Source organism: Pseudosulfitobacter pseudonitzschiae, assembly GCF_900129395.1.
GTDB classification, from domain to species: domain Bacteria; phylum Pseudomonadota; class Alphaproteobacteria; order Rhodobacterales; family Rhodobacteraceae; genus Pseudosulfitobacter; species Pseudosulfitobacter pseudonitzschiae.
On record NZ_FQVP01000002.1, the window covers coordinates 205345 to 218073 of the forward strand.

Sequence of the window (12729 nt, forward strand, 5' to 3'; positions counted from 1 at the left end):
GAACACCATGTCAGATCAGGCCGCGATCTACCCCCGCTTGACACTCGCACGCGCGATGTACGGGTTCGTATTGCTTGGCGTGCTCGCCGTCGGGCTGATGGGGGCCGTCATCCTGAACACACGCGCCTCTACGCTGGTGGACGCGTCTCTGGACCGTGCGGTGCGTCTCAGGACCGAATCTGCGGGCGAGACCCTCGCCCGAAGTCTTCACGCGGATTGGCAGGACCTCAAGTTTCTTGTGAGCAAGGTCGCGGACAGCGATGCCGAGGTGCTGACGGGGCTTATGGACGGGATGCGTGGCGACGGGCAGCGGATCAGTTGGATCGGCTATGCCGACATTAACGGTGAAGTTTTGCAGGCCTCGGACGATCTGCTGGTGGGCCAGGACGTGAGCGAGCGCCCCTGGTTCCGGAACGGCCTGCGGGGGCCCTATGCCGGTGATGTGCACGAAGCGGTTCTGCTGGCGAAACTGATTGCGTCCGACCAGCCGGGCGGTTTGCGCTTTGTCGATCTGGCCATGCCGGTGAAACGCGCAGACGGACAGGTGATCGGCGTGGTCGGGGTCCACATCAACTTTGCCTGGGCCGAACAGTTCCTGAAAGAACTAGCGGCGGCGCTGGCGGTCAACCTGTACCTGTCCGGGCCGGACGGGCAGATCATTGTTACCACGGCCTCGACGGTTCCGACTGCGCAAGAGGTGCGCATCCTGCGCGCAGCCCAACCCGCCAGCGAAGCCGCAACACGCGAAATCTGGCCGGACGGGAAAACCTATTTTTCGTCACTGGTGCCCCAGGTCAGCTATCAGGATCTGCCCAGTTTCGGGTGGCGGCTGATTGGTCGTCTGGACGGCGACAGCTATTCAGATGGCCTTGTCTGGCTTCGCGCGACGTGGATCATCGGGCTGATCGCGATGCTGGCGGTGATCGGTGCATTGACCTCCGTTTTTGTTCTTGCCTTCATCCGTCCGTTTGAAAAACTGGGCAATGCGGCCGAACAGATTGCTGCCGGGCAGGATGTCTATCCGCCCGACGAGAGACGCACACGCGAGATGGCACAACTGTCGGCTGCCCTTGCGCGGCTGGAGACCGACCAAAAAGACTGAAGCCAGCGGCGTCGAGCGCCTTCACAAAGCGCGAGGTTCAGGACGAGTCCGAACTGAAAGACAGCCTGCGCGCGATGTCCCGCAGCATGGCCGCTGTCCGCACCCGCGCAATACCAGGCATATTGTCCTCGGCATAGAATCGCAGCAGCAGCGCCTCGCGTTGTTCATCGGTCGGCAAAAGATGCAGGCGCGCGCCATCGGCCAGCGTTGCGATGACATAGGCCTCGACCTCGCCCACGTCGCGGATGGCCAAACGCCCCCGCGTGCCCTCTGCATAAGGATGCCCGCGCAGGCGCACGGTGTCGGATTTCAGCGATGCAATCCACAGGTCGCGCTGTTTCTCTCCCGTGTCGAAACGCGCCTTTTCCGGCGCGTCCGCCACATGCCGCTCGCGGCGCGGCAATTCGATACAGGCGATGATTGCGACACTCAGCACGAACAGATTGTAGATCGTCCAGAACAGCACCACCCATTTCCCGTCGCCCGCGTCGCTAAAGGCGAAACGGTCCCAGAAGATGCCGATGACAAGCCCCAGAAGCGTCAGGCCCAACAGCACCGCAAAGGGTGCCATCATACTCCATTGCACGACGATGCGGGTACGATCGCCGCCCTTGGCCGTCACGCTGAAGGGATAGCCCTTGGGCTTGATCAACCCGACAATCGCGGCCCGGCTGATCGGGATGGCACCGATCAACTGGCTGACATCGTTCAGGATCGGGATAACCATGCCGCGGCTGAGTGTATTCAGAACGATCAGAATCCACAGATAGTAGGCCCCGAAATAGCTGATCACATCCGGAAGGCGCGCGTCGACCACAGTGACGTTTCCGAACCAGTAGAGCAGCGGATAGACGATGGCAGCCAGACGGAAGGGAAAGGTGGTCAGCCAATAGAAAACGGAATCTGCCACGCTCCAGCGATCCCGCAGGCGCAGCTTGTTCTTGCCCAGCGGACCAAGGTCAGACCGCGCGATCTGCATCAGCCCCAGGCACCACCGCGCGCGCTGGGTCACGTATTCCTTCAGACCTTCCGGGGCCAGCCCTTCGGTCAGCGGTTCGGCCAGATAGACCGATTTCCAGCCCGCGTTTTGCAGGGTCAGCGTCAGCATAAAGTCTTCGGTGATGCTTTCGGTGGGCAGGCCCCCGATCTCCTGAAGCGCCGACCAGCGCACCATCGACGAGGTTCCGCAGCAAAACGCAATGCCCCACCCATCCCGGCAGGGCTGCATATGATCGAAGAAAAACCGCTGCTCGTCCGGATATGACCGGCTGAGACCCAGATTATGCTGGATAGGATCGGCGTTGAAAAAATGCTGTGGTGTCTGCACCAGCCCCACGGTGGGGTCATGAAACAGTGCCATTGACCGCGAGATGAACCCGCGGTGCGGGACAAAATCCGCATCAAGGACGGCAACGAAATCCGGCGGCACGGGATCGGCGGCCAACAGGGCCAGCGTGTGGTTGATATTGCCCGCCTTGGACCCTTTGTTGTCGGGACGGCGCACATAGCGCACCTGCTGGCTTTCGCAATAGTCGCGCAGCCAGTCGCGGCGGCCGTCGTCCAGCACGATGACCTCCTTGTTGTCGTGGCGCAGGGATTTTGCGCCAACCACCGTGCGTTCCAAAACGTCCAGAGTCTCGTTGTAGGTGGCGATCAGGATGGCGACCCTGGGGCTTTTTTCGCCCCACCACCCGGCATGTTCCGTCGCCTCGTCGCTGCGCCCGCGTTGTCGGGACATGATCAGAAAGGCGCTCATCGAGCCGACCAGCGCCAGCATCTCCAGCGCCAGCAGCGACCAGCTTGCCAGCATGTCCATCGTCAGCCCAAAGGGGGCAACCGTTTCCGTGATCCGCCAGAACGCATATCGTCCTGCCAGCAGTGCCGCCAGGCCAAGGACCAATGACCGTTGAAATGTACTGTTTCGGTCGATCACCGTGGGCAAGATCAATCCAACACCCGCCAGCAGCATCAATAGGGTAACGCTGGACTGGACCTCGCTGAGATGCGGAAAGACCATTGTGTCAGAACAACCGGCGCAGCCAGTCAAGCGGGCGCCGTTCAAAGAAAACCCGACCGGTACGCCCGACGGCGCAGGCCAGCTCCGGGTCGTCCTTCAGCCCGCTGACCAGCAAGGTCACATCGTAGCGTTCCAGATGTTTGCTGCTGGGGGCAACTGCGAGATTGCGGTAGACCGTCGCGGCCCCCGCACCGGCCAGCCGCAGCACGGTCGCGTCAAAGACCTGCGAACCGCCCTGGGGGCGGAACTCGGCGCTTTGGCCTGGCGACAGGGAGTTATACACACCTTCGCTTACGGACAGAGACACCATGACGGACCCACAATCGACCAACTTCAGAACCGGATCGCCACGTTCCAAATGCTCGCCGTCTGCCGCCAACACTTCCCAGACCAGCCCGTTGACGGGTGCGGCCAAATCACCACCACTCAACCCGTTCACACGTTCACGCTCCCGCCCTATACGTTTTGTAAGGGCAGCCTGCCGTGCCTGGGCGTCTGCAAGCGAGGACTGGATCGCCGCGATTTCACTGCGCAATTCGACGGCACGCTGTTCGGCGTTCGGCGCGTCGTTGTACCCGTCCCCCAGGAACACGCCAGCCTTCGCCGCGTTCACGGCGACTTCCAATACCTCAACCCGCTCACGCGCATGATCCAGCGCCAGCGCCGGAAACCGATCCGCGCCGGGCAGTTCTTCGGTAGCCGTCCCCACGGCGTCCACAGCCGCGTTTTCATCACCAACATCTCCGCGGCCCTCGATCAGCGCAAGCCGCGCGCGGGCATGTTGCAGACGTATTTCCAGTTCGGCGACGCGATGCTGGGAATAGGTCGCTGCACGCTCTTCCAGACCGGACAGGATCTGGCGCGTGGCATCTGCGTCGCTGCTCAGGCGGATGATTTCCGACGCTAGAAAATCCTGCTCAAGAAGAAGGTCATTCAATCGAACTGAATCGGCCAGAGAGTCCGTAACAGACGCCACCACCTCGCCCTTGCCGACACGCGCACCCAAGGCCCGTGCAGGCATCTCGATCTCTCCAGCGACATCGCTGCGCAGGGTGACAAGCCGGGCATTGATAAAGGCGTTTGCACTTGCGCTGGACATCTGCTCACCGACGATAATCCAAAGTGCGACAACAATCGCCAGAAAGCCGATGAAAAGGCGGGAATACTTCACAACAAAGCCTCACTCGTATAGGTGGCGGTCACTCAATCTTGATGCGCTGTTGTCCGCCTTCAAGTCAAGGCAGCGACCCTTTGGCGGGTATTCAAATGTTTGCAACTATTGCATGCAAGCACCGCCTTCGCGGGCTGCCAGTGCTGCTAAAAGTTCCAGCGTTGCAGGGTAATACGGCTGAACCGACAACACGCCCGTTGTTTTTCCTGATTCCTTGCAAGATGCGAGTTCGGCCAATGCGGCGTAGCCCGCAAAATTACTCTGCTCAAGAAGGACACCGCCCAGCGTCGTTACGACCGCAACATGATCGGGCAGGTCGGCCTGTGCGAGCATATCAAAGCCGCGTTTCACTGCCCCATGTCCGGCATTCCCTGACCAGGTAAGGTAAAGCGGCACCCGCAAGGCGTCATATCCTGACAGATAATCGTGCTCGACCGGCGCTGCATAACCTTCGGGCGTCACATCGACCCAATCAGGTACCGCACCCAATGCAGCCAGTTCGGCAAGGACGGTCTCCCCATGATCCGCTGCGGCGATCAGTTCGGGGCGTGCGGCGGCGTGTCCAAGCTCCCGCAGGGCGCGCGGCATGATATAGGAGGGATTGATCAGAACCCGTTCTGCATCGGCACGCGACGCGCTGCCCGGTATCAACAATGGTGACCCAGCCACACGCGGATCAGGGCGCAGGCAACAGTCGGCGATGTCACGCGCTATATCTTCCGATTGTCCTGCCCATTCCGACCAACCTGAATCTCGCGCGGCCCGCAACAACGCCCATGCTCGAAACAGGTCTCCGTCGGTCGCTGTGACCTGATCTTCGGGTGCCACGCCCATGTCTTCATGCCAACGCCAGCCCATCAGATGATCACGTCGAACAAGCAGGTTTGCCCGTGTCCATGCCTCGATCTGTTGAAAGGCCGTCCGGTCTCCTTGGGCTTGTGCCAACAATGCGCCAAATCCTTGACCCTCGGAATGGCTGATCCCGCCATTGCCGTCGTCAATGACCCGACCGTCAGCGGAAAGAAACCGGCGCTTCCAGGCTGACCAAGCACGCGCATCGAATTCCGCGCCGCGTCCTGCCGCCGCTGCTGCGAAGGCGATGAGATAGAGGGCAGATGCCTGCAGCGCAGCGCGACGATTCATGAAAACCTTTGCATGTCATTGGCTTTTGTTTTTTGGAAAATAACACGTCAGGTGCTGTCAACCAAAGGCCGTTTGCCGAACCTTGCAAGTTGTACTTCCGTCAATGGCAGGTCTGGGCCGTTTGCATTGCCGGGAAGTGCCGACGGGAAGGGGAGGCAGCAGCCTTTTCCCCTTTCGGACTGTCTGCACCCCAACAGAAGCGGACGGACCCGCGACCCGTGTGCTGGTTGGCCTCTGTTTCACAGGTCCGCGCCTGCTCAGGCCGCAATAGCCGCCCAGCTCATCTGGGCGATGTTGTCTCTTTGCGCATCGGTCAGCTGGCTTTGGGTTGCACGGTGCCATTTCAACGCGTTGCGAATGCCGCCGCCGACAAAACCGGCCATTGACCTTGGTGCAAAGGATTTCAAAACGCCCTGCTCTTGGGCATCGGCGAAAATCGCACGGTTGTAGTCGCGCAGGGGTTTGAACACTTCGGCAATTTCGGGTGTCTCGATCACCGGAACATTGGTCAGATATTCAAACAAGACGGCGCGATCCGGGTCGGCCCAGAAGAATTCGATATAGGCGTGAATATAGGCCATGACGCGCGCCTTTGGATCGCGCGTGTCTGCGTCATCATCTGCGACAAGGGCTTCGTTTATCTGGCTGGCAAGTTGCTGATAGACGCCCAGCACCAGCGCGCTCTTGGACGGGAAATAGTTATAGATCGACCCCACCGCCACGCCGGATTCGCGGGATATGCGCGACATCGGGAATTCCAGTCCGTAGCGCACAAGCAACCTTTCGGTTGCCTCGAGTATACGCGCGCGCTTGTCGTTTTGCGGCGTAGAGGTGGTGTCCTCGGCCGCGATTTCCTGGTCTTGAAGGGTCATATGTGGTTCGCCTGATCGCATGAGCAGAGAGTGAATTTAGATGGCATATACTTTTCTCAACACGTCGGCCTCTGGATGGTGCATGGCGGCTGGAAACTGCATGTCGACCTCAACGCCCCTGGGCGAGAACCGGTAGGACACCAGCCCACAGCGTTTGTCCCCCACGCGTGGCTGGACGTCATCGGGCAGGGTAAAGGCGGTGGCGGGGCACCACACATGGCGGGTATTGCCACGCCAATGGTCGCGCGCCTGATGCACATGACCGCAGGCAAACAGCCGTACGTCAGCAGCATCCATCGCCGCCACCAGCGGGCCGCGGTTGACCAGCGGCACATAGCGGTAAGGCACGTCCACGGGTTCGTGAATCGCGTCGCGCAACAGCGGTTTGTGGCAGAAAACTGCGACCGGCCTGGCGTCGGCCGACGCCAATGTTTCCACCAGCCAGTCCAATTGTTGCTGTTCACGCGCAAGGCCTGAACTGAACAGTTGCGCGTTCAACCCGATCAGCCGCCAACCGGCCTGGTCGATCACCCAATGATCAGGTCCAAAATGGTCCTCGTAGGTCTGCACCAGCGCGTCTGTCACGGGCTTTGGTGGCATATAGCCATGATCCGAAGGATTATCGCCCACATCATGGTTGCCGGGGATCGCGTAATAGGGCGCGTCCAGGCTGTCCATCGCCTCTTTGCCGAACAACAAATCATCACTTCGCGCGGTTGCCTCAACGGCGATATCGCCGGTGTGGACAACCACATCAGGCTTAACCTTTCCTATGAGTTTTGAAGCGATTTCAAAGTTGCCCGAAAACTCGGGGCGTTCGCGTGACAGGTGGGTGTCGGTGATTTGTATCAGGGTGAATGTGTTCAAAACTGTCCTCGCAATAGCCCCCTCGGGACCTGTTTCCTGAGAGGGTCGTAGCGGGGTTTCGTGGCAGTTTTATTACAGAATGAATAATCATTCATTTCACAGAACTGTCACGGTCCTGTTGGAAAAGCGCAATCTAACACTGCTGTAACGCCGGGTGTCACGTCCTTCCAACCGGAGAACCCCATGCTGTCCTTTTCGCTCAAGTCCCTCACCCTTGGTGTCGGCCTGGCCGTCGCTGCGTCACTTGGCGCTGCCCCCCATGCCTTTGCCGAGACCGAGATCACCTTTTATCACTACCAGTCGGGCGGTAACTACGACGCCTTCCGCGCCATTCTGGACGATTTCGAGGCCCAGAACGAAGACATCAAAGTCAAAGACATCTTCGCGCAATCACAGCAGATAACGGCCGAAGTGCAGGCGGCTCTGGCCGCCGGGCGCCCTGTGGATGTGGCCACGGTGATCGGCAAGAACATCGTCTATTTCCTGAACAATACCGACGCTGTCGATCTGGTCGAAGCGTCGAAAGGCGACACCGAATGGCTGGATGGCTATCTGCCGAACTTTCTCGACCTGGGCCGTGTGGGTGACGCGGTATACGCCATCCCCCACGCCTATGGCACACCAATGCTGTATTATAACCGCGATATTTTTGCCGAGGCCGGTCTGGACCCCGAAACGCCACCCGCCACATGGGCAGAGTTTCTGGCCGCAGGTAAAACCATCACCGAGAAAACCGGCAAGCCGGGCGGCGCGCACCTGCACGCATCAATGGGCGATTATGGCACCATGGTCATGGTGACCAACGCCGGCGCAACCTATCTGAACGCTGACGGCACCGAAGCGGAGTTCGATAGTCCCGAAGGCATCGCCGCGCTGCAAAACTGGCAGGACATGGCCAAAAACGGGATGATGCCCATCGCAACAGACAGCGAGTGGAGCGGGGCGTTCATGGGTGGCCAGATGGGGATGTATATCACCTCGTCCGCAGGCCTGCGCGCGGCTGTGGATGCATCCGAGGGCAAGTTCGCGCTGGGTGTTGCGAATTATCCGCTATTCAAAGACGCCCCGCGTCGCGTGAACAACTCGGGCGCTGCCTTGATGCTGTATTCCAAAGATGCCGAAAAACAGGCGGCTGCTATGGCCTTGCTGCGGTTCATCTCGCAAAAGGAAATCGCCAACCGCTGGTCACGCGAGTCTGGCTACATGCCTGTTGTCCAGGACCCGCTGAGCGATCCGGCGATGCAGGAGTATGTAACCTCGTTCCCTTACGTGAAGGCGGTCATCGAGCAGATGTCGCAGACAGTGCCCACCAATGTCTGGCCCGCCAAAGGTACACTTGAGGCGCAAACCGTGATCCGCGCCATGCTGGACGAACTGTGGGCGGCAAAGCGCCCCGCGTCCGAAATCGTGCCCGAAGCGGTGGCCAAGGTGAATGCAGCACTGGCGGTTAACCGGTGAGCCTGCACCAGCCGCAAAAACAGGTTGTTGCCGGAGCGGTCCCTGCGGGGGCCGTTTCCGGACAACCGTCGGCACGCAGGCAGCGCAGGGACCTGGCTCCGTGGCTGTACCTTGCGCCGACGGTCCTGTTGCTGGCGGTGTTCACCTACTGGCCGCTTCTGCAAACTGCATATCTCAGTCTGGTCGACTGGAACCTGAACCCTGGGCAGTCGGCTGATTTCGTTGGGTTGAACAATTATGGACGTGTTGCGGGATCAACTCTGTTTCAGGCCGCGTTCCTCAACACGCTGATCTATATCGGCGCATCGATCCCGCTAAAGGTGCTCTTGCCAATTCCCGTCGCCGTGTTCCTTTGGAGTGTCGGGCAAAAGGGCCATTTCTACCGTGCCATCCTGTTTCTGCCGACGCTGATCAGCTTTGTCGTGGTCGGCATCGCGTTCTTGTGGATTCTCAATCCGATCTTCGGCTACGCCAAGGTGATCTTTGCGGAACTTGGCCTGCGCTTCCCCAACCTGCTGGCCGATCCCGATACGGCGATTTGGGTTATCATCGGTATCTCGACCTGGAAGGTTCTGGGCTTCAACGTGTTGATCTATCTGGCGGGCCTGGCCAGCATCAACAAGGAGCTGATCGAAGCCATGCGGATGGACGGTGCGGGGGACATTACCATCTTTCGCCGCCTGATCTGGCCACTGTTGACACCAACGCTGACCTTCGTCGCGATCTCGACCGTGATCTTTACCATGCAACAGGTTTTTACCCCCATTGACCTGATGACCGAAGGCGGGCCGTCAAATTCGACGACCAACCTGTTTTACATGATCTACCAATACAGCTTTGTCACCTTCGACGTTGGCGGCGGTGCCGCCGGGACAATGATGCTGTTCGGCTTTCTGATGATCATGGCCTTTGTGCAATTCCGCGTGCTCGACCGGCGCGCGCACTATCAACAGTAGGGTCCGATGCAGCTTTCCCGTCCAATGATGATTGTCGGGCACATCCTGGTGCTGGCGATATGCCTGTCCATCCTCTTTCCGATGGCGATCGTGCTGAGCACCGCGTTCAAGCCAATGAACGAAATCTACGCAGGCGGGCTGTTGCCGCAGGCGCCCACGTTCGAGAACTTCGCGCGATTGTTCGAGAAGACCGCCTTTGGCTGGTATATCTGGAATTCGTCCGGGACGACCCTGCTGCGGGTGATCGGACAACTGATCATCGGCGTGCTGGCTGCCTATGCGTTTGCCCGATTCCGTTTTCCCTACCGCGATGTGTTGTTCGCGCTGGTGCTGGGGGCGATGATGATCCCGCAGGTGCTGACGATGCTGCCGATCTATATCATGATGGCGCAGCTGGGATGGTTCGACACATGGTGGGCGTTGATCGTGCCCAATCTGGCGACGCCCATCGCGGTGTTTTTGTTGCGCCAGCACATGATGTCCTTTCCAAACGAACTGATCGATGCGGCGCAGATGGACGGGGCCGGACATTGGACAACGCTGTGGCGGGTCATCGTGCCCAACCTCGGACCCGCGATGGCAGCCCTGACAATCATCATTTTTATCGACAGCTGGAACGAGTACTTTTGGCCGCTTCTGGTCACCGAAAGCGCCCACTCGCGCACCATCCAGATCGGTCTGCGCGAGTTTCTGCAAGAAGACATGAACGATTACGGTGCGCTGATGGCCGGCATCATCGTCGCCAGCATACCCGCAATTGCCGTCTTTTTGTTCTTTCAACGACGGGTGATGGACACCTTCGTGTCCTCTGGTCTCAAAGGATAACCCATGGCTTCGATCTCTTTTCAAAACATCGAGAAACACTTTGACACGGCACAGGCTGTGGCTGACTTCAATCTTGATATTGCAGACGGTGAATTCGTGGTTCTTGTCGGGCCCTCAGGCTGCGGCAAGACCACGTCCTTGCGTATGCTTGCGGGACTGGAACAGCCGACCGGCGGCAAAATCCATCTCGACGGTCAGGACATCACCCATGTCCCGTCCAAGTCACGTGCCCTTGCGATGGTGTTCCAGTCCTACGCGCTGTATCCGCATATGACCGTGGCCGAGAATATCTCCTTCGCGCTTTCGTTGCAAAAGATGCCCAAGGCGCAGATCGCGCCGCGGGTCCAGGAGGCCGCGGCACTTCTGGGCATCGAACATCTGTTGGACCGCAAGCCCCGCGCCCTGTCCGGCGGCCAGCGGCAGCGCGCCGCCGTGGCGCGGGCCATCATCCGCAATCCCAAGGCGTTTCTGTTCGACGAACCGTTGAGCAACCTTGACGCCAAACTGCGCCATTCGGCACGGGTCGAAATCCGCAAGCTCCAGCAAAAACTGGGGACCACCACGGTCTACGTGACACATGATCAGATCGAAGCCATGACCATGGCGGATCGTATTGTCGTTATGGAAGGCGGGTGCATTCGCCAGGTCGGAACTCCGATGGAGCTTTACCGCAGGCCCAACAGCACTTTCGTGGCCGCATTCCTTGGCTCGCCCCCCACCAATTTTATCACGGGCCAGTGCATCCACGAAAACGGCCGCGCACAGTTTGTGAACGGCCGCATGACCATCCCGCTGAACCCCGGCATCGCCAGCGGCGCGGTCACCTTGGGAATTCGCCCCGAACATGTCAGCCCAAAGCACGCGGCCCCGGACCAGATCCGAATGACCGGCGGGGTGCGTTTCGTCGAAGCCCTGGGCGCAGAGACGCTGATTGATATCGACCTGGGCCAAGCTCAGAATGCCAGCCAAACCTTGACCGCGCGGCTGGCGGGGCAACACGATCTGGCCCCCGGCTCAAGGCTTGAAATCGGGTTCTCACCACGCGATTCCATGTTGTTCGATGCCAAGGGAGACGCAGTGCCGAATGCTTTCGCCTGACGATTGTTTCCCTGTTTCCAACGGGAGAAACACCGGAGGCGATATTCGGGGAGGCCCCGGTTGTGTGCCAAATGCCTTGGCTGGTGACCTTGTGCCGTTCCGAGTTTTCCGGCGACCTTCCACCTAATCGAAAATGTTGATTGTGATCGAAAACAGCCAATCAACTGGCGCCGGGCGGACCCCAACAAGAATCCGCCCGGATCTCACGGCTCGGTTTGTAGAAGTCGGCGTAAAATCCGCCAAGTGTTTCAGAAATCCCAATCCTCGTCTTCCGTCATCACAGCCTTGCCGATGACATAGCTGGACCCCGAGCCGGAAAAGAAATCGTGGTTCTCACTGTCGGGGGACAGTGCGGCCAGGATCGCCGGGTTGACCTCGCAGGCGGCGGGCGGGAAAAGCGATTCATAGCCCAGGTTCTGCAGCGCCTTGTTGGCATTGTAATGCAGAAAGGCCTTCACGTCCTCGGTCAGCCCGATCCCATCATACAACTCGGCGGTATAGCGCGCCTCGATCTCGTAGAGGTCGAACATCAACGCGAAAGCGTAATCCTTCAGCTCTTGCTGCCGCGCTTCGGATTCGCGTTCCAGCGCGCGCTGGAACTTGTAGCCGATGTAATAGCCGTGCACCGCTTCGTCGCGGATGATCAGGCGGATCAGGTCGGCGGTGTTGGTCAGCTTGGCGCGGCTGGACCAGTACATCGGCAGATAAAAGCCCGAATAGAACAGGAAGCTTTCCAGGAAAACCGATGCGATCTTGCGCTTCAGCGGGTCCGCGCCGGGGGCGTAGGTTTCGATGATCAGCCGCGCCTTGGCTTGCAGGTGCGGATTGTCTTCGGACCAGCGGAACGCTTCGTCCACCTCTTTCGTCATGCACAGCGTCGAGAAAATCGACGAATAGCTGCGCGCGTGAACCGCCTCCATAAAGGCGATGTTGGTCAGCACCGCCTCTTCATGCGGGGTCTGCGCATCGGGCAACAGCGCGGGCGCGCCCAAGCTGTTCTGCACTGTGTCCAGCAACGTCAGGCCGGTGAACACCCGGATCGTCAGTGCGCGTTCCTCCGGGCGCAATGTCGCCCAGGATTGCACGTCATTGGACAGCGGCACCTTTTCCGGCAGCCAGAAATTCACCGTCAGCCGGTTCCAGACCTCCAGGTCCTTGTCATCTTCCAGCCGGTTCCAGTTGATTGCACGCGGCACGCTCAGCAGGGGCATATCTTTCAT

Annotated in this window: 11 protein-coding genes; 5 read left to right on the forward strand and 6 right to left on the reverse strand. The window is 59.6% G+C overall.

The genetic code is table 11. The annotated features are described in order from the left end of the window. Positions 1 to 7 precede the first annotated feature (7 nt). Positions 8 to 1102, forward strand: coding sequence for a cache domain-containing protein (locus tag BUC08_RS05385; RefSeq protein ID WP_037926594.1), 1095 nt, complete (start codon positions 8 to 10; stop codon positions 1100 to 1102). A 37-nt stretch (positions 1103 to 1139) separates the two neighbouring features. On the opposite strand, the gene BUC08_RS05390 is transcribed toward BUC08_RS05385, so the two are convergent. From BUC08_RS05390 to BUC08_RS05410, 5 genes are all read right to left on the reverse strand, one after another. Then, on the reverse strand, positions 1140 to 3119 hold the full coding sequence (locus tag BUC08_RS05390; protein ID WP_037926591.1) for a glycosyltransferase: 1980 nt from the start codon (positions 3117 to 3119) through the stop codon (positions 1140 to 1142). A 4-nt stretch (positions 3120 to 3123) separates the two neighbouring features. After that, positions 3124 to 4290 (reverse strand): HlyD family secretion protein, encoded by a 1167-nt coding sequence (locus tag BUC08_RS05395; RefSeq protein ID WP_037926588.1) that lies wholly within the window; start codon positions 4288 to 4290, stop codon positions 3124 to 3126. A gap of 105 nt (positions 4291 to 4395) precedes the next feature. Then, complete coding sequence (locus BUC08_RS05400) at positions 4396 to 5433, reverse strand: glycosyl hydrolase family 8 (RefSeq protein ID WP_037926585.1); 1038 nt, start codon at positions 5431 to 5433, stop codon at positions 4396 to 4398. A gap of 257 nt (positions 5434 to 5690) precedes the next feature. Then, positions 5691 to 6305 carry a TetR/AcrR family transcriptional regulator gene (locus BUC08_RS05405; RefSeq protein ID WP_051694373.1) on the reverse strand — a complete coding sequence of 205 codons (615 nt, stop codon included), beginning with the start codon at positions 6303 to 6305 and terminating at the stop codon, positions 5691 to 5693. Between the two features lie 36 nt (positions 6306 to 6341). Then, complete coding sequence (locus BUC08_RS05410; protein WP_051694371.1) at positions 6342 to 7172, reverse strand: metallophosphoesterase family protein; 831 nt, start codon at positions 7170 to 7172, stop codon at positions 6342 to 6344. Positions 7173 to 7355: 183 nt separating this feature from the next. On the opposite strand from BUC08_RS05410, the gene BUC08_RS05415 reads away from it, so the two are divergent. Genes BUC08_RS05415 through BUC08_RS05430 form a run of 4 tightly spaced genes read left to right on the forward strand, consistent with a single transcriptional unit; the run spans position 7356 to position 11509 of the window. Beyond that, a complete protein-coding gene (locus BUC08_RS05415; RefSeq protein ID WP_037926582.1) occupies positions 7356 to 8630 on the forward strand; it encodes an ABC transporter substrate-binding protein in 1275 nt (424 codons plus the stop codon). Continuing rightward, positions 8627 to 9586, forward strand: a complete 960-nt coding sequence (locus tag BUC08_RS05420; RefSeq protein WP_037926579.1) for a carbohydrate ABC transporter permease — start codon at positions 8627 to 8629, stop codon at positions 9584 to 9586. The genes BUC08_RS05415 and BUC08_RS05420 overlap by 4 nt, the downstream gene beginning before the upstream one ends. A 6-nt stretch (positions 9587 to 9592) precedes the next feature. Continuing rightward, a complete protein-coding gene (locus BUC08_RS05425; RefSeq protein WP_037926576.1) occupies positions 9593 to 10411 on the forward strand; it encodes a carbohydrate ABC transporter permease in 819 nt (272 codons plus the stop codon). A 3-nt stretch (positions 10412 to 10414) separates the two neighbouring features. Beyond that, a complete protein-coding gene (locus tag BUC08_RS05430) occupies positions 10415 to 11509 on the forward strand; it encodes an ABC transporter ATP-binding protein (RefSeq protein WP_037926573.1) in 1095 nt (364 codons plus the stop codon). Between the two features lie 248 nt (positions 11510 to 11757). Here the strand turns inward: BUC08_RS05430 and nrdF are convergent, their stop codons facing one another. Further along, entirely contained in the window at positions 11758 to 12729 is a 972-nt protein-coding gene (gene nrdF, locus BUC08_RS05435; protein WP_037926570.1) for a class 1b ribonucleoside-diphosphate reductase subunit beta, read from the reverse strand.